Origin of the sequence: Rhodococcus sp. IEGM 27 (assembly GCF_033142305.1) — a bacterium.
Lineage (GTDB): Bacteria > Actinomycetota > Actinomycetes > Mycobacteriales > Mycobacteriaceae > Rhodococcus_F > Rhodococcus_F oxybenzonivorans.
The window spans coordinates 278465-299567 of record NZ_JAWLSG010000004.1 but is presented as its reverse complement, the minus strand read 5'-3'; the positions used below and the strand labels follow the sequence as shown (position 1 = coordinate 299567).

Annotated in this window: 15 protein-coding genes; 6 read left to right on the top strand and 9 right to left on the bottom strand. The window is 67.1% G+C overall.

Annotated elements, in window-relative coordinates:
• Positions 1-16: 16 nt before the first annotated feature.
• A complete protein-coding gene (locus R4P95_RS16255; protein WP_109332866.1) occupies positions 17-1279 on the bottom strand; it encodes a pyridoxal phosphate-dependent aminotransferase in 1263 nt (420 codons plus the stop codon).
• Positions 1280-1441: 162 nt separating this feature from the next.
• Here R4P95_RS16255 and R4P95_RS16250 point away from each other — a divergent pair, with 162 nt between their 5' ends.
• On the top strand, positions 1442-2842 hold the full coding sequence (locus R4P95_RS16250) for a carotenoid oxygenase family protein (RefSeq protein ID WP_317745959.1): 1401 nt from the start codon (positions 1442-1444) through the stop codon (positions 2840-2842).
• Positions 2843-2866: 24 nt separating this feature from the next.
• Positions 2867-4819 (top strand): prolyl oligopeptidase family serine peptidase, encoded by a 1953-nt coding sequence (locus R4P95_RS16245; protein WP_317745960.1) that lies wholly within the window; start codon positions 2867-2869, stop codon positions 4817-4819.
• Between the two features lie 12 nt (positions 4820-4831).
• On the opposite strand, the gene R4P95_RS16240 is transcribed toward R4P95_RS16245, so the two are convergent.
• The 3 genes from R4P95_RS16240 to R4P95_RS16230 form a co-directional block, all read right to left on the bottom strand.
• Positions 4832-5185 carry a hypothetical protein gene (locus tag R4P95_RS16240; RefSeq protein WP_213576718.1) on the bottom strand — a complete coding sequence of 118 codons (354 nt, stop codon included), beginning with the start codon at positions 5183-5185 and terminating at the stop codon, positions 4832-4834.
• Entirely contained in the window at positions 5182-5421 is a 240-nt protein-coding gene (locus R4P95_RS16235) for a hypothetical protein (protein ID WP_109332862.1), read from the bottom strand. Before R4P95_RS16235 ends, R4P95_RS16240 begins: the two co-directional genes overlap by 4 nt.
• A gap of 128 nt (positions 5422-5549) precedes the next feature.
• Entirely contained in the window at positions 5550-8807 is a 3258-nt protein-coding gene (locus R4P95_RS16230) for a (Fe-S)-binding protein (RefSeq protein WP_317745961.1), read from the bottom strand.
• Positions 8808-9454: 647 nt separating this feature from the next.
• Between R4P95_RS16230 and R4P95_RS16225 the strand changes: the two genes are divergently transcribed.
• From R4P95_RS16225 to R4P95_RS16210, 4 genes are all read left to right on the top strand, one after another.
• Complete coding sequence (locus tag R4P95_RS16225; protein ID WP_213576720.1) at positions 9455-9889, top strand: hypothetical protein; 435 nt, start codon at positions 9455-9457, stop codon at positions 9887-9889.
• Between the two features lie 301 nt (positions 9890-10190).
• Positions 10191-10874 carry an ammonium transporter gene (locus tag R4P95_RS16220; RefSeq protein ID WP_317745962.1) on the top strand — a complete coding sequence of 228 codons (684 nt, stop codon included), beginning with the start codon at positions 10191-10193 and terminating at the stop codon, positions 10872-10874.
• A gap of 169 nt (positions 10875-11043) precedes the next feature.
• Positions 11044-11793, top strand: a complete 750-nt coding sequence (locus tag R4P95_RS16215) for a hypothetical protein (RefSeq protein WP_213576722.1) — start codon at positions 11044-11046, stop codon at positions 11791-11793.
• Positions 11790-12485, top strand: a complete 696-nt coding sequence (locus R4P95_RS16210; protein WP_213576723.1) for a hypothetical protein — start codon at positions 11790-11792, stop codon at positions 12483-12485. The genes R4P95_RS16215 and R4P95_RS16210 overlap by 4 nt, the downstream gene beginning before the upstream one ends.
• 134 nt (positions 12486-12619) lie before the next feature.
• Here R4P95_RS16210 and R4P95_RS16205 read toward each other — a convergent pair whose 3' ends face one another.
• From R4P95_RS16205 to R4P95_RS16185, 5 genes are all read right to left on the bottom strand, one after another.
• Entirely contained in the window at positions 12620-13930 is a 1311-nt protein-coding gene (locus R4P95_RS16205) for a S1 family peptidase (protein WP_317745963.1), read from the bottom strand.
• 250 nt (positions 13931-14180) lie between these two features.
• Positions 14181-15503 (bottom strand): S1 family peptidase, encoded by a 1323-nt coding sequence (locus R4P95_RS16200; protein WP_317745964.1) that lies wholly within the window; start codon positions 15501-15503, stop codon positions 14181-14183.
• A gap of 112 nt (positions 15504-15615) precedes the next feature.
• Positions 15616-16758 (bottom strand): hypothetical protein, encoded by a 1143-nt coding sequence (locus R4P95_RS16195; protein ID WP_317745965.1) that lies wholly within the window; start codon positions 16756-16758, stop codon positions 15616-15618.
• Between the two features lie 170 nt (positions 16759-16928).
• Positions 16929-18890: a LuxR C-terminal-related transcriptional regulator gene (locus tag R4P95_RS16190; protein WP_317745966.1), complete on the bottom strand. Its 1962-nt coding sequence runs from the start codon at positions 18888-18890 to the stop codon at positions 16929-16931.
• 9 nt (positions 18891-18899) lie between these two features.
• Entirely contained in the window at positions 18900-20705 is a 1806-nt protein-coding gene (locus R4P95_RS16185) for an Hsp70 family protein (protein ID WP_317745967.1), read from the bottom strand.
• Positions 20706-21103: the final 398 nt, after the last annotated feature.

Genomic DNA, 21103 nt, shown 5'->3' with positions numbered 1-21103 from the left:
TTGCTGTGCCTCGATCCTACTGCTTGTAGCTGGTGAGGAAATTACCGAACCGCTCGATGGCCACAGCGAGATCGCGAGCCCACGGCAGTGTCACGATCCGCAGATGGTCGTGGTCCGGCCAGTTGAACCCCGTGCCCTGCACCATCAGGATCTTCTCCTGCAGGAGTAGGTCCTGGACCAGCTTCTCGTCGTCGTAGATTTCGTACACGTTGGGGTCCAGACGGGGGAACGCGTACAGCGCGCCTCGAGGCTTGACGCAGGAGACCCCGGGGATCATGTTGAGCCGCTCCCACGCCACGTCCCGCTGCTCGAGCAGTCGCCCGCCGGGCAGAATCAGATCTTCGATGCTCTGGTGACCGCCGAGCGCCACCTGGATGGCGTGCTGACCCGGAACATTGGGGCACAGTCGGGTGGACGCCAGCAGGTCCAGCCCCTCGAGGAAGCCCGCAGCATGCGCCTTGGGACCGGTGACGGCGACCCAACCGGAGCGGTAACCCGCCACCCGGTACGCCTTCGAGAGGCCGTTGAAGGTCAGGCACAGCAGGTCGGGCGCGAGCGTGGCCAGCGAGATGTGCTTGGCGTCGTCGTAGAGGATCTTGTCGTAGATCTCGTCCGCGAGCAGCAGCAGGTGATGCTTGCGTGCCAGATCGACCAGTTGTTGCAGCACCTCCATCGAGTACACCGCACCCGTGGGGTTGTTCGGGTTGATGACCAGCAGCGCCTTGGTCTTCTCGGTGATCTTCGACTCGATGTCCGCGATGTCGGGATTCCAGTCGTTGCCCTCGTCGCAGAGGTAGTGGACGGGAGTGCCACCGGCGAGGCTGGTCATGGCCGTCCACAGCGGGTAGTCCGGTGCGGGAATCAGCACCTCGTCACCGTTGTCGAGCAGGGCCTGCATCGTCATGGTGATGAGCTCGGAGACACCGTTACCCAGGTAGATGTCGTCGACATCGAGCTCGGGAAAGCCGGGGACCAGTTCGTAGCGGGTGACGATCGCCCGACGGGCCGACAGGATGCCCTTCGACTCGGAGTAACCCTGCGCATAGGGGAGCGCCGCGATCATGTCGCGCATGATCACGTCGGGCGCGTCGAAACCGAACGGCGCGGGGTTGCCGATGTTGAGCTTGAGGATCCGGTGTCCCTCCGCCTCGAGCCGGGCGGCGTGGGCGTGTACCGGTCCACGAATCTCGTACAGCACGTTCTGGAGCTTGGTCGACTGCTCCAGCGTGCGTGGCGGTGTGCGGTGATGGCCGTGGTCTGGGTTGCTCACGACCGCCATTCTCCCACCCCTGGGCAACTCGATTTCTACTGGTCGGTACGAGCGCCCTGGTCGGAGGTGGTCGACCCGCGAAAAAGCAGGCACATGTGAGGAAGGTCACCGTACCCTCGACAAGAGGTCCGATTCGGCCGACGCCCACAGTCACCCGGAGGCACGAGAAAGATGTCCGCACCGGAATTCACCCGTCCCGCACCCGTCGACGTCGTGCACCACACCCACCTCACGGGCGTATTCGAGCCCCAACGCGAGGAGGTGGACGTGGGTGGCCTCGACGTGATCGGCGAACTGCCCGGCGATCTTCAGGGTGCCTACCTCCGCAACGGACCGAATCCGCGCTTCGACCCGATCGGCAGCTACATCTATCCCCTCGACGGCGACGGCATGGTGCATCGCGTCGAAGTGACCGACGGCACTGCGCGCTACACCAACCGATTCGTCCGCACGCCGATGGTGGAGGCGGAGGAGAAGGCGGGGCACGTCATCTGGCCGGGCGTCACCGACCTGTACACGCCCGGCGTGGAGGAGGTAGGGCCCGAACTCGCCGGCAGACCGCGCGAACTACCGGACATCAACGTGGTGCGGCACGGCGGGCGACTGCTGGCAATGGCCGAGACCAGTCTGCCGTACCGGTTGAATCCCGAGGACCTGAGCACGCTCGGACCGGACAACTGCGACGGCGCGATGTCCGTGGGGAGCACCGCCCACCCCAAGATCGACCCGGTGACCGGCGAGATGGTGCTGTTCAACTACATGCTCGAATCCCCGTATCTCACCTGGTCGGTGGTGGCCGCGGACGGGTCGGCGGCCCGCCCGCCGACGGCGGTCGACGGCGTGGACACGCCGTTGATGATCCACGACATGGCCCTGACGCGGCGGTACATCGTGTTGATGCTGTGCCCCCTCGTCTTCGACATGGCCGCGGTGCTGACCGGTGGTTCGGTGCTCGACTGGCGGCCCGAGGAGGGAACGCGTATCGCGCTGATTCCGCGCGACGGCGGCCGCGTGCGCTGGCTGACGTGTGACGCGTACTGGGTGTGGCACTTCGCCAATGCCTTCGATCTGCCCGACGGAAAGGTGTCCGTCGACTACGTGGAGTGGACGTACCCCGGTGGGTTCGCCAAGGCGCCGGCGCCGTCGACCGGGTCACTGGTCCGCGTCGTCATCGATCCCGAGACCGGACACCTGACGAAGGACGTCATGTCCGACCGCGACGTCGAGTTCCCCCGAGTCGACGACCGCGAACTCGCCGCACCGCATCGCGCGATCGCCACCGTCGGCAAGCTCGACGTCAGCCGGGGCAGGCAGGATTCGTTGTGGTTCTTCGACACCGTCCGCGGCACGCAGTGTCACTGGGACCCGGGCAGTGTGTCGGTGGGCGAACCGATCTTCATGCCGGGCGCCGAGCACGAATACTGGGGAATGATCGGCACCGACCGGAACGACATGTCGTCGTGGTTCTTCGTGCTTCCCGCCGAAGACCCCGGATCCGGGCCGATGGCCAAGGTGCGGTTGCCTATCCGGGTGCCTGCAGGACTTCACGGGGCGTGGCTGCCGGCACAGTGAGGTGAGGCGGAATATCCTCGGCCAATGACTTCTGCGCCCTACGGATCCTGGCCCTCTCCGATCGCGGCGGCGGACCTCGCGTCCAGCGGCCACCCCGTGGAGGGCGGCCGGTACGTCGGTGACGACGTGTGGTGGTCGGAGCTGCGCCCCAGCGAAGGTGGGCGTGTGGCCGTGCGCCGTCTCGGCCTGGACGACGAGCCGGAGGACGTGCTGCCTGCCCCGTGGAACGCGCGGACACGGGTACACGAATACGGCGGTGGCGCCTGGACGGTGACCGACTCCGGCCATCTCGTGTTCGCCGAGTTCGGTGATCAACGGCTCTACCTCCTCGAAGGTGCGACGCCCGTACCCCTGACCCCTGTTCCGCCGCACCCGTGCTCCTTGCGTTACGGCGACCTGTCGGTCGTCGACGGAGCGGTGTGGGCGGTGCGGGAAATGCACGACACCGAGGGCGGCGTCACCCGCGACATCTGCGTCGTTCCTCTGGACGGGTCGGGCGCGGACGACCCCGACCGTGTTCGGTCGGTCGTGGCCGGGTCCGACTTCCTCGCGTATCCGCGACTGTCTCCCGACCGACGCCACCTCGCGTGGATCGCGTGGAACCACCCTCAGATGCCCTGGGACGGTACCGAGCTCAGGGTTGCGGACCTTGCGGGTGGCCGCGTGGTCGGCGAGGTGAGGACACTTCTCGGCGGACCCGAGGAATCGGTGCTGCAGCCCGAATGGGTGGGAGTGGACGAGCTCCACGTGGTGAGCGACCGCAGTGGTTGGTGGAACATGTACCGCCTCGGCGCCGACGGTGCGGACCCCGTGGCGCTGTGCCCGATGAACGCAGATTTCGGTGGTCCGCTGTGGATGCTGGGCGCGCGCTGGCACACCCGACATGAAGACGGCACTCTGCTCACCGTCCGTACCTTCGGGACCGACACCCTGGCGGTGCTCGATCCCGACACGGGCTCCCTGACGGACATCCCCCTCGAGGGTCTCACCACGGTCGGCTTGTCCGACCGCAAGGGAAATCGCCTATTGCTGCTCACGGGGGGCGCGAAAGCTCCGTCGGGCCTACGCGAGCTCGACCTCGACACCGGGGCACTCCGCACCGTCCGCCTGTCCGTCACCGAGCTCCCCGAGGCCGCGTACCTCCCCGAGGCGCAGCAGCTGACCTTCCAGGGTCCCGAGAGGGAGGTGCACGTGATCGCCTACCCGCCACGTCACCCGCTGTACAGCGGCATGGACGGCGAGCTGCCGCCGTACGTGGCGTTCGTACACGGCGGGCCCACCTCCCGCGTGACACCGACCCTCAATCCGGTGTTCGCGTTCTTCACCAGCCGCGGAATCGGCGTCGTCGATGTGAACTACGGCGGGTCTACCGGATACGGGCGTGAGTACCGGAACCGGCTCCGAGGCCAGTGGGGTGTGGTCGACGTCGACGACGTGGTCACGGCGGTGACCGGTCTGGCCGACGCCGGACTGGCGGATCCGCGCAGGCTCGCCATCGAGGGTGGTTCCGCCGGCGGCTGGACCGTGCTGGCGGCGCTGACCACCTCCGACGTGTTCGCCTGCGGCGCATCCTATTACGGTGTGGCCGAGCTCGACGGTTTCGTCAAGGAGACACACGACTTCGAGTCCCGGTACATCGACGGGTTGATCGGACCGCTCCCCGAATCGGCCGACCTCTACGCCGAGCGTGCTCCCCTGAACAACGTCGACGGACTGAACTGCCCGGTCCTGCTGCTCCAGGGACTCGACGACCCGATCGTCCCGCCATCGCAGGCGGAGCGATTCCGGGATGCGCTCGTCGCCAAGGGCATACCCCACGCCTACCTCGCGTACGAGGGCGAGTCGCACGGGTTCCGGAGACTCGCCACCTTGATCAGTTCGCGCAACGCAGAGCTCTCGTTCTACGGTCAGGTGCTCGGATTCGAACCGCCCGACATTCCGCGTCTCGAACTCTGGCGTCCGGACGCAGAACAGTAAGACTGCAACCGGTCAGACGTCGAGCAGGGCGCGCGACGACGCGGCGGCATAGATCAGCATGAGCACGAACAACATCCAGCCGGCGCCCTGCCAGACGAACCATCTGCCCCCGGCACGCCACACCTGATAGGTGCGGACGAAGGCCGTGACACCGCCGAGCAGCAGCACGAGAGGAGGGCCGAAGACGAGAAGGTACTTTTCGTCTCCGGCACACTCCATCATCGAGTCCGTGCAGCCCCCGGCTTGCGTCGACATCCACACGAGTGCCACCACCATTGTCAGTAGAGCGGCACCGAGTACCGACAACGTGAATGTGACAGCACTTCGAAGGGTGCGATCGGTGTCTCGACTTTCGTCCGTCGTCATCGAGCGACCCGATCGACCGGCTCGCTGTGTCCTGCGGCGCCCGCGCAATGGGCGCAACAGAACATCACTTCCTCTACCTCGACGCCGTGACCGATGATGCGGCACCCGCAATGCGAGCATTCGGGTGCCATCGCCGAGATCGCGCACTCGAAGCTGTCGAAGGTGGCGGATCGATCGCCCCGGGTCACCGTGAATGTTTTGTCGTACTCGTTTCCGCAGGTCTCACACGTGGCCATGTCGACTCCTTCCTCGCGGACACGAGAGTCGGTTACCCCCGGTCGCTGACGCGAATCAGGCGGTCACACCGCGAAACCAGCGCCCCCACCGTTTCCGGTGGGGGCGCTGGTTGTCGTGCTGAGTGGAGCTAGCTCTTGCGACCCGGTGCCTTGGCTCCGGACTTGAAGCCGAGCCCACCCGGCTTCGCCTTCGGCGGTGCCGGCGTCTGGCCGTTCGATCCGTCACCGTTCGACGCCGAATCCTGGGCTGTATCGACGGCATCGACCTTCGTCGCTGTCGTCTTCACGGCTTCAGCCTCGGACGCTGCGGCGGTGTCCGCCTCGCCTGCCGGTTGCTGGGGAGCAGCGGCCTGGGGAGCCGCTGCCCGACGGGCGCCCGGCGCCGTGGCGCCGCCCTTGAAACCGAGGCCGCCGGCCTTCGGAGCCGGGGGAGCCTTCGGCACTTCGGTGACAGGTGCCTCGGCCGTGGCAGGTGCCTCGGCGGTCGACGGTGCCTCGGGTTCGGCAGCCGGTGCCGGTGCAGAATCGGCCGTCGGAGCGGCGTCGGCCTTGGCGCCGGGCGCCTTCGCCTTGCCCTTCATCTGCAGACCCTTGCCGCCCGGTGCCTTGGCTCCGGAGGCGAGTCCCAGTCCCTTCGGCTGGGGTGCCTCGGCCGCGGCAGGTGCCTCGGAGGTCGGGGCTGCCTCGGCGGAAGCTTCGGACGACGCCGAAGAGCCGGCAGCCGGAGCAGAGGCCTTGGCACCGGGGGCCTTTCCAGCACCCTTCATCTGCAGGCCCTTGCCACCGGGAGCCTTGGCCCCGCCGGCAAGTCCCAGGCCCTTGGGCTTCGGAGCCTCTGCGGCAGGTGCCTCGGCGCTCTCGGCCGCCGGCGCTGCGGTCTTCTTCGCGCCGGGCGCCTTGGCGCCGCCTGCCATGCCAAGCCCCTTGCCGGGAGCTTTCGCCCCGGGAGCCTTCGCACCAGGTGCTGCGGCGCCGGGCGCCTTGGCCAGGCCCTTCATCGCCAAGCCCTTACCGGCGGGAGCCTGCTTGGCGGCCGGAGAGTCGGCCGCCTCCTCGATCTCCTGGACCCGCTCCTTCTCGACGACCTCGGCCTTCGCCTCGTCCTTCACCGGCTCCACCGGCTTCTGCGGCTCGGCCGGCTTCTCACGAGGGATCACCTTGATGTTCTCGGCCAGCTTGTCCGCGTCGAGACGCTTGATGGACGACAACATCAGCTGGGCGACGTCCACGACCTCGACGCCTTCGCCCTGACCGGACTCCTGGCGCGCGGTGACACCGTCGTTGAGCATGACCCGGCAGAACGGGCAGCCGGTCGCGATCTTGGTGGTTGCGGTGCTCAGCGCCTCGTCCACCCGGTCGACGTTGATGCGCTTGCCGATGTTCTCTTCCATCCACATGCGGGCACCACCGGCACCACAGCACATCGAACGCTCGCCGTGCCGCGGCATCTCCTTCAGCTTCGCGCCAGACGCCTCCATGAGTTCACGCGGGGCGTCGTACACCTTGTTGTGACGGCCGAGGAAGCAGGGGTCGTGGTAGGTGACGTCCTCGCCGACCGAGGCGACGGGGATCAGCTTCTTCTGTCGGACCAGGCGGTTGAGCAGCTGAGTGTGGTGAACCACCTCGTACTGTCCGCCGACCTGTGGGTACTCGTTGCCCAGGGCGTTGAAGCAGTGGGCGCAGGTGACGACGATCTTGCGCTTGTTCTGCTCGACGCCGTCGAACACCGAATTCAGCGTTTCGATGTTCTGCATGGCCAGCTGCTGGAACAGGAACTCATTGCCCGCACGCCGGGCGGAGTCGCCGGTGCAGGTTTCCTCGGCGCCGAGAACCATGAACTTGACGCCCGCCGTGGCAAGCAATTCGGCAACGGCCTTCGTGGTCTTCTTCGCGCGGTCCTCGTAGGCGCCGGCGCAGCCGACCCAGAACAGGTACTCGTAGTCCTCGAAACTGTCCGCATCCTGGCCGTAGACCGGGATGTCGAAGTCCATCTCACTGATCCAGTTGAGACGGTCCTTGGCGTTCTGCCCCCAGGGATTGCCCTTGTTCTCGAGGTTCTTGAAGAGTCCGGCGAGTTCGGAGGGGAACTCCGACTCGATCAGCACCTGGTAACGGCGCATGTCGATGATGTGATCGACGTGCTCGATGTCCACCGGGCACTGCTCGACACACGCACCGCAGTTGGTGCACGACCACAAAACCTCGGAGTCGATGACCGGCGCCAACTCGCCCTCGACGGTCTCGCCGACAAGCTTGCGCTCCGCCTCACGGCGGGCACTCTCCGGGATGGCGGAGAGCTTCGCCTCGTCCACGCCGCCGTCGCCGTCGACCAGCCCGATCTCGTCGCCGCCCATGTCCTTGCGGCCACCGGCCAGCAGGTACGGGGCCTTCGCCGACCCGTGGTCGCGCAGCGACGTGATGAGGAGCTTCGGCGACAGCGGCTTGCCGGTGTTCCAGGCGGGGCACTGCGACTGGCAGCGGCCGCACTCGGTGCAGGTGCTGAAGTCGAGCCAGCCCTTCCACGAGAAGTCCTCGATGTTCCCGGCGCCGAACGTGTCGTTGTCGGGATCGGCATCCTCCATGTTGATCGGCTTGCCGCCGGACATCATGGGCTTGGCCGCACCGAGGGCGACGCCGCCGTCGTCCTCACGCTTGAAGTAAATGTTGAAGAAGGCCGCGAACCGGTGCCAGGCGACACCCCAGGTGATGTTGCGGCCGACGATGTACAGCCAGATCATGCCCGACATCAGCTTGACGAAGGCGAAGACCGCCACCAGGTTGGGGCTCGCGGGCAGCAGTTTTGCCAGGTTCATCGTGAAGAAGTCGGTCCACGCGTTGGCATGCCCGTAAGTGGCGATCTTCCCGGCCTTGACGAAGATCATGCCGAGACCCTCGATGAGGACGACCGCCTCGACGAAGTACGCCGCGCGGAAGTTCGAGCCCGCGAAGCGGGACAGCCGCTCCGGCCTGCGCGGGTGGTTGAGCTGCCGGATCACGATCAGGGTGGTGATACCGATGACCGTGCCGAGGCCCAGGACCTCGTCGATGAAGTGGTAGACGGCGGTGTTACCGACGAGCGGCCAGTGGAAAGCCGGGTCGAAGGTCTGGCCGTAAGCCTCGAACCAGACGACCGCGCCCAGCATGAACCCGACCATGACCAGCCAGTGGGCCCAGCCGACCGTGCGGAACTTGGCCATGCGGGTGTGGGCGATGAACTCGACGCACATCTGCTTGAAGCGGGGAAGGAAGGGTCGCCAGCGGTCGGGTGCCGGTTGGCCCAGGCGGACGATGCTCACCGTCTTCAGCACGCCACCGATGAAGGCGAACCAACACACGAGGCTCAACAGCACGCCGATGGTGCCCAACGTGATCGTCAGGGCATTCATGTCGCGGCCTTTCGTTTCAGGGCGGCGCGGGGGCCACCACGGGAATGCTCAAGATCGTAACCCGTCGTAAGTTACCCGTCAGTAACACTAGCATCCTACTGACCGGTAACCAGAGTTTTTCGACGGTCTACCAGCACCGTCGGGGTATCCAATCGGCGTGAGAGGAAGCACCGACCGGACGTAACTGAAAGTCACGTTAGGTGGTCGAAAAGTGACCCCGCTCCCAAGGTCGTCCTAACTTCACTTTCCGGCGTGCGGCAATGTGGACTCGCTGGGCCTCCTGCGGGAACATCACCGGGCTGCCGCTGTCACGGAGGCGATGCGAGGCGTTGCAATCGAATAACAATTGCTGCAGTTTTGTTGGGGCTTTCGGGCGGAGTTCCATCGATCGGCGGCTCTTGTCATTCGACTGAATTACGAAACACCGGTCATTACCCGTCGGTAACATGGAACCGGTAACGCGTTTCCTTTTTTGAACGTTCCGGTCGTGACTGCGCTGTTACTCTGAGCGTGTTTTCCGGCTCTGCTCAGGGTCGTGCGGGGAGGGCTCAGCGCGCAATCCGATCCAGAACACGGTTCTCCAGAACACGATTTTCCAGAACACGGTTTTCCAGAACTTCATCGGGACGTTCCTGAAAGAGGCATCCATGATCGTGAGAAAAGCTGTAGCCACAGCGGGAATGACGGCACTGGCCATCGTTTCAGCTGCTGGAGTTTCCCAGGCGGAACCCGTTGCGGTGCCCGCTTCCCCGCCGGTGTCGAGCGCACCGGCAGTGTCGTCGCTACCGTTCCACGACGTCGCCTCCCGGGAGGAGAACGACCGGGCCTTCGCCCAGTTCGGTACTCAGGTCGGTATCGCGGTTACCGTCGGGAGCTTGGTCGGGACCATCGCTGGCGCTGGAATTGGTTGTGTAGCAACGTTACCCGCGTGCCTTCCTGGTCTAGTGACCGGTGCCGGGATTGGTGGAGTGGTCGGGACTATCGTCGCCGGCGGTCCGACGCTGGGTGTGAGCGCCTATCAACTGTGGGAGACGTACAACGCCGCTCCTGGCACCTCCATCTACGCGGACCGCGACGAGTAGTCTCGGTCTCCCTGCTTCAGCCCCGTCGTGGCTCGTTCACGGCGGGGCTGTTCGCTGCCCGGGCTCGGAGAGCTGCCCCACAACGAAACCATCTCCCGGTCTGTTTGCTGGAGATTATCTGGATGCGCGCTCGGTAAATGGCGACTGGCCGGGTTTCCATTCTCGTGAATGGTCGTCGGTCCCTACTCGGTATCGGCATTATCGGATTGCACGAATTTATCGAATAGTGCCTGAATTGGGATCTGTCACAGGCGCACGTTACTGTTCTTTATGGATGGGGTTGAAACTCTAAGGGGATGGAATGAAGTTGCGTCGTTTCGTTACGACATCGGCTCTATTGGTTGGTGTCCTGGCGACGGGCTCAGGGGTAGCGGTCGCGGACCCGGCAGAATCTCGCGACGATATCGGGTACGAGGCGCACATCGAGGACCGTGCCGTCGTGACCACACTCGATGCCGGCGTGTTCGAGCTCTCCTCGGACGGGGAGTCGGTCGCGATCAAGGATGCAGGCGGGGCGACCGTAGTGTCGCTTCCTCTCGCGTACCGCTTCGATGGGCTCGAGTTTCCGTTCGAGGAGGAGATCACCGAAGACGGTAAGACGCTCCGACTGACACCGAGCGTCGACAAGGCCGAAGCCACGCCCGTCGCTCCCGACGACCGGATCGAGGCCATCGCGCTGCACGACGTCGCTTCGATCGACGAGAACACCCGAGCTCAATCGGCCTTTCAGCAGCAACTGGGAATTGCCACCACGGTCGGGAGTCTCGGCGGCACGATCCTCGGCGGAATCCTCGGATTCGCCGTCGGATGCGCTATCGGCACTCCCGTCGCGGTGTTCGGATGCCTGCCGTTCGGTGTCACCGGAGCCGGAATCGGCGCCATCATCGGCACCATTGTTGTCGGTGGTCCCACGCTGGTAGTCGCGGGCATCGATCTGATCAACACGCTGAACGCGCCTCCCGGCACCACGAAGTGGGTGAAGTAGGAGGCGTCCGTCCCCTCTTCTCGCCGCCCGCCCCCGTTGCCTGGAGGGCGGGCGGTTCCCGTTTCGGTGAGTGAGCTCAATCACACCTGCTGAGCCGACTAGCGGATCTGGGGAATGCTTAGGCTACCCTTCGTGCGTCCCATCGCTGCGCTCATTGAAACGGATCTCGATGATTCTTCGAAGGTTTACCGCCACTTCCATGCTCGTCGTCGCGGCGATGGCCCTGGCAGCTGCGCCGTCGGCCGCCGAGCCCGCGCCGGGACCGGCGCCGGCCGCGCAGCAGGGCGTCCCGAACATCAACTACCAGACCGCGCGCGACGGAGACGCGGCTGTAGCAACCATCGACGCGGGGTTCTTCTCGATCAACGCCGCGAACGACACGGTCGACGTGGTCGATGACGGGGGCGCCGTGGTGGCCTCCATTCCGACCTTCTTCCGGGTCGACGACCTGCAGCACCCGTTCGAGGTTGCCGTCGACCACTCCGCCAAGGTCCTTCGGCTGGTCCCCAACATGGATCCCGCGGCCGCGACCCCCGTTCCTGTCGCGGAACGACTGACTCTGAACGATGTCGCCGCGCCGCAAGACAAGGCTGAGCGCGACAAGCGGGCGCTCGACGACTTCCAGCAGCAATTGGGAATCACGACGGCTATCACGGCCATCGTCGCGGCGATCATCGGTGGTGGCATCGGCTGCGCGATCGGCGTCATCCCGGGCACGGCCGGCCTGGTGATTCCCTTCCTCGGACTGGCCGGCCCGGTTGCCGGATGCATCGGCGGTGCCCTGATCGTCGCGCCCGTGGTCGCACTCGCCGGCACCATCGTGGTGGGCGGTGGCGCCCTCGTCGTGCTCGGGATTCAGTACTTCAACACGATCAACAGCCCCTTCGTTCCCCCCGCCGCTCCGGCTCCGGCCGCATGAGCGGCCGTTTCGCCGGTTCTCTGCGCACCGTCACCAGCGGCGCGATCCTGGTCGTGGCAGCGCTCGCGATCTCGGCAGGAACCACACACGCGGCGCCGGCTCCGACCGCCGACTCCCCGGACATCGGGTACGCGGCCCACGCCGAGGGCGCATCCGTCGTCACCTCCATCGACGCGGGAACGTTCCGCATCACCGACTCCGAGGACGCGGTGGAGGTGGTGGACGACGGTGGAACCGTCGTCGCCGCGCTTCCGCTCACCATCCGTGTGGGGGAGGCGGTCTATCCGATCGATGTCGACCTCGCGGAGCGGACCCTGCGTCTCACGCCCCGCGTCCCGGCTGATGTCGCGCAGTCGCTGAAGTCCGTGGCCGACGAGGGTTTCGACACGCAGGACGAACGCGATGACAAGGCACTGGCCGACTTCAACAGTTACCTCGGATACGCCACCCTGATCGGTGGCCTGATCTTCGGCGTCGTCTTCGGGGTCGTGGGTCTGGTCGTGGGCTGCGGGCTCTTCGCGGTGACACTCGTCGGCGCACCGGTCGGCTGCCTCGGCGGCCTGATGGCAGGTTTCGCCGCTGGTGGCCTCGTCGGAACCATCGTCGTGGGTGGCGCCGCTCTCGCGATCCTCGGCATCCAGTACCTCGTGACCGTCAACACGCCCTTCGTGCCGCCTGCGCCGACCGCCTGAATCACCGCGACCGACCGCCGGAAAAGATACGACGCGAGGTCCCGCTGGACGGCCAGTCCCCACGATTCTCGACATACGACTACGGCCCGCCTCCTCGAGGAGACGGGCCGTAGTCGTATGTCTGGTGCCGAGTGTTACGACGTGCGCACGCGCAGACCCGGGTTCTCCGCGAGGATCGTATTGATCGGGGTGGCGAACAACTCGGGACTTTCGCCGAGGACGAAGGTGACGACGTCCGCGACCTGGCACACGGGGTACTGGCCCACGTTAGAGGCGCTGGAGATGCCCAAGGCCTGAGTGCCGGTGACGATGGTGCCACCGCTGTCGCCCTGCAACGCGCACATGCTCGTCGAGAAGCTGTCTGCCAGGGTGCGTTCACCCACCGTGACGGTCTGGCCGACGGCCTTCACCACACCGCAGGTGTAGCCGGTGGTGAGACCGGACTTGCAGACCGGAGCACCGACGACGGGGTCAGCTGTTCCGGTGATCGCCAGAGGAGCCGCGCCGGGTACCCGGACACCGTTGTTCTCGAATCGGTGCGCAGCGCCCGCGTCGGCACGGATGATCGCGTAATCGTGGATGTCGAGACTCGTCTTGGCGAAGGTGCCCACACGCGGACCCGTCCCGCCCGGGGCGAGCGCGAACGCCTCGGACGCGTCGGCGGTACCGGCGGCGGCGAGGTTGGGGTCGCAGTGTCCGGCCGTGATGTTCACCGGTCCACCCGAGTTGTCGGTGCCGTTGAAACCGAGCGAGCAGCGCAGACCGATGCCACCACCCAGCGACCCGTAGGCGTCACCGCCCAGCAGGGAGTCGGCGGGCATGACCTCTGCGATCGGTGCGAGGTCGGTGGACGGCTGCGGGGCAGCAGTGGCCGGTGACTGCACCACCCGTGCCCCCTGCAGGAAGTCGGGAAGCTGCAAGCCACCTGCGTTGTCGGCGCGAAGTACCAAGCCGTTGTTGACGATGTCGATGGTGACACCGCGAACGAGGTCGGCGACCGCGGGCGGTTGCGTGTCGAGCCAGCCGTCGAGGGTCTTCAGCTGCGCCTGCAGGCTGCTCTCACTCTGGGCCACGTCCTTGACCTGGAAGCCGGCCTCATGGGCGGCGGCCACCGCGGCATCCTTGTCGGCGCCGTCGGCCACACCGACGATGGCGTTGCCTGCGTCATCGAGCCAGGTACCGGCGAAGGCGTCCGGGAACTGGATGCGGGCGATCTTGGCGAACTCGGCGAGTTTCTGGCCCAGCTCCGCATGCTCCAGGTACTGGTCCGGGCTCAACGCGAGGTCACGCTGGATCGCGTCGATCAGTTCGACCGGAAGCGCCGCAGCTTGATCGGAGACTTCGGGTTCGACCGGATCAGCCTGGGCGGAGGCGGTCACGGGACCGAGGAGCAGCAGCGCTGCCGAGCCGAACACGGCGGCACGACGTGCGATGGAGCTACGCATAGGGGCCTTTCTCAGTTCGTTTGTTCGCAGGCGCTCGCGGCGCATACGAATACGGCCCCCGCGGGTGGGGCCGTACACAGTCGGAGTCGACTATATGGGTTCCGGCCGTCTAATCCCACCTGTAACACTGTCGGCTGCGGCCGATCGGCCGACGGGCACACACACAATCCGACTCGAGCCCCGGACCGCGAAAACGACCTCGCCCGGCATCCGAGTGACGGATACCGGGCGAGGTGGAAGTACAGCGGAACTAGTCGGCGTTGGTGCGGACCTGCAGGCCGGAACCCGCTGCCGCGACGATGTCTGCCACCGGTATCCCGAGGTTGGCCGTACCGCCCTCGGGGGCCAGGACCAGGTTGGCCTCCGTGCAGTTCGGCGCCCCACTGGCGTTGGATCCACTCGTGATTCCCAGAGCAAGCGTTCCGGTGACGATTGCACCGCCACTGTCACCGGCGAGCGTGCAGGCGGTGCCAGCGAACCCGTTGATCACACGATTGCTGCCATCCGCCATGAACAGCTGCGTCTCGACGTGGTCGGCGGCCACCACACCACACGTGAAGGACGACGTCTGTCCCGACTTGCAGATCGGGGCACCCACGACGGGCCGGGCAGTGCCCGTGATCTGCAGTGCGGTGCCGTTCGCGCCGCGGATCGCGGGACGGTCGAGGCCGGCCTGAACGCCGGCGTCGTTGAGCTTGATGAGCGAGTAGTCCAGCTTGTCGGCGGGGTTACCCACAGAGGAGTGGGAGAACGCTCCGATCTGCTGGCTGTCGTCGACGTTCTGGTGATTCGGGAGGAATACGGGGGACGGCTGGCCTTCCGCAGGATTGCAGTGGCCTGCGCTGATGTTGTACGACTGACCGCTGTCGTCCACTCCGTTGAAACCGAGGGAGCACACGGAAATCTCGCCGATCGGCGTCTTCGGAAGTTCACCCACCGTCGTGATGTAGGTGTCGCCGCCGAGGGGGCCCCTCTCGACCGGACCGCCGCCGCCGGGACTCAGCATGACCTTGACGTTGGCGAGGAGAGTCGGCAGGTTGAGCGCCTGACCGATGGGTGAATTGACGACGTCGATGACGACGCGGTTCTCGAGTACGTCGATCGACGCGGAGTTGATCTGCGAGGCGACATCCTTGGGGAGGCCCGCGATCCAGCCGTTCACGTCGGAAAGAGTCTTCTCGAGGCCGTTCGCGGAGACCGGCGCGATGCGCGTCGTATACCCGGCCTCAGCCGCCTTCGCGGCAGCCTCCGTGGTGGTGACCGCAACGACGGGCTGTCCGTCGAGCCCGATCCAGGCACCTGCGAAGCCGTCCGGGTGCTCGGCTCGGAAATCCTCGGCGTAACTACCCAGCTCCTGAGCCTTCGCGGCGCGGTCGAGGTACTCCTGCGGGCTGATCTTCAGATCGCGGGTGATCGCTTCGACGAGTTCGGCCGGCAACGCGTCCGCGCTCAGCTGAGTTGTGCTGTCGGGCTGCGTAACGGGGTCTGCCTGGGCGGCGGTCGAGAACGGAAAGAGGAGAAGCATCGCCGAGGCGCCTACTACAGCGGCGCGGTGCGCCAGCACGTTACGCATGAAATCCCTTCTGCACGGAACCCGATGTCGAGGGATTCCTTCTGGGTGGGTATCAGCGCCCCACCTTAGGCTACGAACGCATAAACATGTCGGTGAGGTGTGACCGAAGCCTCTACTCGGCCGCCCCCGCCACCGTCGTGGTCGTGGTCGTCGTCGTGACCGACTCCGTCGACGTCTCCGTCGTAGTCGGTGTGGTCGTCGTCGGCGCCGTGGTCACCGTCGTCGGTGCCATCGTCGTCGTCACGATGGTGACGGGGGGAAGCGTGATAACCGCCGGCGGCGGGGGCGGTGGCACGAACTGTGACGTCGTCGCCACGGGTGTCGGCTCGACCGCCGTATACGGAGGCGGGGCGACGTCGGTGGTCGCCGGCACTTCCTCGGAAACCGCAGTGGGAAATACGACCGGCGCCTTCACCGCCGTCGTTGTCGACGACGGCAGCAGCGACGCGGTCTGGGCGTCCTGGATGGCGGGAACGGCCGTGCTGCCGGTGTCGGTGAGGGCGAAGGCCACCGCACCACCGATGGCGATCAGTGCGGCTGCGGCGGCACCGGCGAAGATCAACGGTCTGCGGGTGGTGCGCTTCGCGGAGGGTACCGGCGGGGTGAAGCCGGTCGGTACAGCGGCCGGCCCGGTGGCGACCGACGGGTCCGCGGCCGAACCTGCGACGACCGGCGCGGCGACGACAGCGGGCACATCCGCGACGGCGGAGTACGCGGTGTGCACGGGAGGTGCGATCACCGGGATCGACTCCGTGTCGGCCTGGGTGTCGTCGGGAGTCAATGCCAAGCCGGCGGCCAGCAGGGCCGCGCCGTGGGCCGGCGACTCGTCCGAGGCGGCCAGCGCCACGGACTCTGCGACGAGGGTCGCCTGCTGCAGACCCATGTAGTCGAGGGATTCGCGGAGCTTCGTCACCGTGTCCGCGGCCCAGTCCGACGGATGGGTGGCGGTCACCTTCACCGTCCCCGTCAGCCCCTCGGCCGCCTCGCGGAAGAGACAGAACATGGCGGTGGCGACGAGATCTTCCGCCCGGGTGAGCGTGCCCGCGTACTCGATCCCGGCAGGCTCGCCGACTCGGGCGAGGAAATCCTGCACCGACCCCGTCGACTCCGTACCGGGGTCACCGAGCTGCACTGTGCCGTCCGGTGCCGTGAACAGGACGGACGGATGCTCGATCGTTCTCACATCGGTGCCCGAGGCGGTCACCACCGCAGTGGAGACCGAATGGCCGACGGTGAGTCCGACTCCGGTGGTCATCGCAGATCCTTACTGGGCGCACGGTCGTGGGTGCGTCACCGCACCATTCTTTGGGTGCGTCACCGCACTAGTACATGAGGTGCGTCACCGCACTATTACATGTGGTGCGTCACCGCACCACTGCACAGTGTGTCGCCCGACGAGGTCGAATGGTTACACCGCTCCCGGCGTCAGGAGCGTGCGGTGTCCGACGTGGTCCCATGTCCCATGGCCCGCAGCATCGACAGCAGCTCCGACCGCGACTCGGCGCCGAGGCGCCGCCGAATCCGTGCCACGTGATGCTCGATCGTCTTGGCGGAGATGTACAACCGGCTTCCGATCTCCCTGTATGTCAGTCCCTGAACGAGCAGCTCGGCCACCTCGGCTTCGCGGTCGGTGAGGGTGCCCGGCGCACTCGGACCGGCAACTGTTGCGGGCTCCGCGCCCGTCGCTGTCGCTGCCGGCTGGCGGAGGGCCCGCGCCACCTGGAGCAACGCGGTGGCCACCCTGGTATCGGAGGCGCGCAGCGCGGCCTCTCCGGCCAGGCGCGCACCATCCCAGGGAAGTCCGATCCGATCGAGGGTCCGGGCAGCGTCCTCGACGGCTGCGACATCGATATCCCCCTGCAGCACCCGCAACCAGGCTCGCCCGGCACCGGCGAGGCCGGCGGCGTAGGCGCTGACCTTCGAGGCTTCACCGAGGGCCCGCGCGTGCGGGATCAGATCGGCGGGGCATTCGGCCAGGATCGAGGCCTGGACGCCGTACCAGTGCAGGGCCGACGCCCACATGGCGGGTTCGCCGAGAGTGCGTACGAGCGACTGCGCGTTTTCGACCAGATGGGTGATGCGGGCCGCCTCGCCCACCCGGATCGACGTCAACCACAGCTCACCGAGGGGTAGCAAGCTCAAGAGGTCCACCGAATACTCGGCGAGAACCCCCTGCGCTCCGGCCCACGCCTGCAACAGTGCGGCGTTGTCACCGGTCCGCCGTGCCAAACCGACCCGCAGGCCGTGGACGAACAGAAGATCACGCTGGTGCATGGTGTCGACGTCGAGCGAATCGAGCCGGGCCTGCGCCGACGGGAGGTCACCGCGCACCATGGACGTCCACGCCGTCAGGAGGTGGTGTCGATTCGCGGTGACACTTCCGGGCCGGTCGCTCTCCCGGGCACGAGCGAGCACGGCTTCCGCGTGGGCGAGTTCACCGCAATGGAGGGCGGCCAGAGCCGTGATCGCGGCTGGGGAGTCGGGCAGCACGCGGGGCCGCGCGGCGCGGCCCGGCAACGACAGCGCTCGGGTGAGGGAGTTCAGTGCCGCATTCGCGGAACCGGTCACCGAGTGCACGAGCCCGGTTGCGACGAGGGCGGCACCGGCGGTGGTGGCCGTCGGAGGCGCACCGGCGCTCGCGGCGAGGACGGATTGCGCCTCGTCGAGCCGGCCGGCGACGACCAGAACGGAGGCGGCGACGGAGGCGTCCGAACCCACCCGGCTCGGGCCCAGCCAGGCGTACAACTCGGCACTGCGGTCGATCATCCCGCAGTAGGCGGCTCCGGCGGCCGACACGCGCACGGCAGCAGCCAGATCCGCATCACTGACGGAGGCAGACCGCTCGAGAACCGAATCGGCCAGACCCACGGCCGTGTCGAGGTCACCACTGAGGGCGCAGGCCTCCGCGTAACCGAGAACGGCGGCGTCGTCGAGCCGGCCGACGCGTTCGGCGTCGCCGTACAGCGACACCGCCTCGGCCGGATCGGCCAGTTCTGCTCGGCTGCAGAGGAACTCGGACAATTCGCTACTGCGGACACCCGTCTTGGCCACTGCCCGGGCGACGGGGAGGGTGAGCGTACCCGCGGCGACATGATGGGTGAGCAGGCGGCGAGCCAATGCGTGTACGCGGTTCTCGCCGAGGACACCGGCGAGACGGCGGCGATGGGGCTCGACGAGGGTGTCACGGTCGTCGACGAAACCGTCCGCGCGCAACACCTCGATCACACTGCGTGCGGCGTCGGGTTCTATGCCGAGGACGGCGGCGACCACGATCTCGTCGGGGTCGTTCCCGAGCAGCAGCAATCCGAGTACCGACAGCTGGGAAGCATCGAGCGACGCGAGGTCGCGGTGGGTGGCGGGTGCAGGCGACGGAGGTCGTGTGGACACCGGCGGTCCCTATCCGCCGTTGCCGGACGGAAAGTTGGGCACAGGTAATTGCTGAGGCGCCGTCGGTATGTACCCTCCGACGATCTGCGCTCCCTCTATGAAGGAATTCGCGATTTCGCCGCCGTCCGGCTGGACAGGAACAGGTGCCGGCGCGGGGGCCGGCGCGGGAGCGGGAGCCGGTGCCGGTGCCGGAGCCGGCGCAGGGGCAGGGGCAGGGGCAGGAGCAGGGGCAGGTGCGACGGGCTGAGCGCCGGGGGCGGCCGGGACGGGGGCCGGTCCGACCGGTGCCGGCGCAGCCGGGGCTCCGGGTGCTGCTACCGGAGTGGCGACACCAGCGGCGGTTCCGGGCACGCCCGTCGCCGCGACACCGGCTGCTGCACCGGGATCTGCCGCTGCCGACGTGCCGGGGGCGGCCGCCTCGGCGGGGGTGCCGGAGGTCGTCGCCGAGCCGCCCGAGGTGCTCGACAACTGGGACGTGGCCGAGTCCGATTCGGCCGTCGGGGCGGTCAACGCGGTGCCGAGCGAGAGCCCGCCGGCGCCGAGTAGCACGATCGCCGCCGCGGACGCCGCGATGATGCCGGCCTTCTTCTTCCTGGACATTCCAGTGGGTGGGGGATCGGCGAGGACCGGTGCCGGTGTTCGTGGTGTGAAGGCGACGGTCTCGGCGTCGGAGTCGACGTGAGCGACCGGAACTGCCGCAGCGGCGACGGGCACGACCGCAGGCATCCGGGCGACGGTCGGGGCGGCGGCGCGTCCGGCATTGCGCTCGCCCGCGAGTAGGGCCGCACCGAGCGCGGCGGTGTGCGCCGGACGTTCCGCGGCGATCACCGGGACGCGCAGTTCCGCGGACAACAGCTCGGCGACCAGCGGAATGGCGGAACTTCCCCCGGTGAGCACCACCTGGGTGATGTCGCTGGACTCAAGGCCGGCAGCATGGATGCTCTCGCGGACGAGCGTCACCGATTCCTGAAGTGGTTCGCCGATGAGGTCCTCGAGCTCGGAACGCACCAGCCGCACGTCCGTGGAGACTCCGGGAAGCTCGATACTGATAGTGGCCTCCGTGTCGGAGGAAAGAGCCTCCTTCGCGGCGGTGCAGCGCGCGCGCAGCAAGGTCAGTGCGGCCACGGTGTCCGGAGCGAACGGATCGATGTCCCCGAACTGCTCGGCGACGTTACCCAGTACGTACTGCATGGTGGCGTGGTCGAAATGTGCGCCACCGAAGTCTTCGGAGCGGACCGGCTTACCGAGCACACCGGCACCCTCACCGTTCTCGGTGGAACGGAACAAGGTGATGTCGAGGGAGGTGCCGCCGAGGTCGTAGATCACGGTCACCGCGTCGCGGAGCGTGCCACGGGTTCGCTCGAGCCATGCCGTCACGGCCTGCGCTTCGGATACCAGGGTGGCGTCCGCGACACCGGCTTGTTCCAGCGCCGACGCCAGCACACCGACCGTGTACGGCGACCAGACAGTGGGGTGGGTGACCACCGTGGTCGGCATCCCGTGTCTGCCCGATGCGGCTTCGTGCACGATGCAGCTGACCGCCGTGGCGACGAGGTCCTCGCCCGAGTAGGTCGAGCCGTCGTCGGCGAGTATCCCCACCGGATCCCCGACACGGTTCGCGAAATCGGAGACCGCGATGGCGTCCGGCTCCTCAGGATCGGTGCCGAGGACCGGTGCCCGATCGGGGGAGAGGTGGAGAATGCTGGCCCGTGACAGGACGGTGAGGTCCGAGGCCTCCGCAACACCCGTCCCGTCCGCGTCGACTGCGGCCACCGTATTGACCGATCCGACACCGATGCCGAGCGCTGCAGCCATGTTCCACTCCTGTGGTCCGGGCGGGCGGGCGCCGCCGTGTCATCTGGACGGCACCGCCGCCGTGTCATCTGGGCGGCACCGCCGCCGTGTCCATTAGACGGCACCGCCGTCGTGTTCTCAGACGGCACCGTCGTCGTGTCGTTACCCGGCTTGTCGCGTGCAATGGCTGTTTCGTTACGTCGACAGTGCAGGTCGCCGCACATGACGGGGACGATCCCCTAACGGTCCCCCTACCCCCTAACGAGGTGCCGGTTCCCCCTGAGGGGGCATCCCCGATCGAGGGGTGCGGGAGTGGGGGGCCGCTCCCCGTTGGGAAGGGGGTCGCCGATCCATAACGTGGGTTTCACTCGCCGTCACAGCTGTTGTGGTGGCCACCCGAACTCCCCGATCCTCGACCA

Excerpts from the sequence above, each read along its gene's own strand:
- R4P95_RS16255 (WP_109332866.1), bottom strand. The coding sequence starts at position 1,279 with ATGGCGGTCGTGAGCAACCCAGACCACGGCCATCACCGCACACCGCCA.
- R4P95_RS16250 (WP_317745959.1), top strand. The coding sequence starts at position 1,442 with ATGTCCGCACCGGAATTCACCCGTCCCGCACCCGTCGACGTCGTGCAC.
- R4P95_RS16245 (WP_317745960.1), top strand. The coding sequence starts at position 2,867 with ATGACTTCTGCGCCCTACGGATCCTGGCCCTCTCCGATCGCGGCGGCG.
- R4P95_RS16240 (WP_213576718.1), bottom strand. The coding sequence starts at position 5,185 with ATGACGACGGACGAAAGTCGAGACACCGATCGCACCCTTCGAAGTGCT.
- R4P95_RS16235 (WP_109332862.1), bottom strand. The coding sequence starts at position 5,421 with ATGGCCACGTGTGAGACCTGCGGAAACGAGTACGACAAAACATTCACG.
- R4P95_RS16230 (WP_317745961.1), bottom strand. The coding sequence starts at position 8,807 with ATGAATGCCCTGACGATCACGTTGGGCACCATCGGCGTGCTGTTGAGC.
- R4P95_RS16225 (WP_213576720.1), top strand. The coding sequence starts at position 9,455 with ATGATCGTGAGAAAAGCTGTAGCCACAGCGGGAATGACGGCACTGGCC.
- R4P95_RS16220 (WP_317745962.1), top strand. The coding sequence starts at position 10,191 with ATGAAGTTGCGTCGTTTCGTTACGACATCGGCTCTATTGGTTGGTGTC.
- R4P95_RS16215 (WP_213576722.1), top strand. The coding sequence starts at position 11,044 with ATGATTCTTCGAAGGTTTACCGCCACTTCCATGCTCGTCGTCGCGGCG.
- R4P95_RS16210 (WP_213576723.1), top strand. The coding sequence starts at position 11,790 with ATGAGCGGCCGTTTCGCCGGTTCTCTGCGCACCGTCACCAGCGGCGCG.
- R4P95_RS16205 (WP_317745963.1), bottom strand. The coding sequence starts at position 13,930 with ATGCGTAGCTCCATCGCACGTCGTGCCGCCGTGTTCGGCTCGGCAGCG.
- R4P95_RS16200 (WP_317745964.1), bottom strand. The coding sequence starts at position 15,503 with ATGCGTAACGTGCTGGCGCACCGCGCCGCTGTAGTAGGCGCCTCGGCG.
- R4P95_RS16195 (WP_317745965.1), bottom strand. The coding sequence starts at position 16,758 with ATGACCACCGGAGTCGGACTCACCGTCGGCCATTCGGTCTCCACTGCG.
- R4P95_RS16185 (WP_317745967.1), bottom strand. The coding sequence starts at position 20,705 with ATGGCTGCAGCGCTCGGCATCGGTGTCGGATCGGTCAATACGGTGGCC.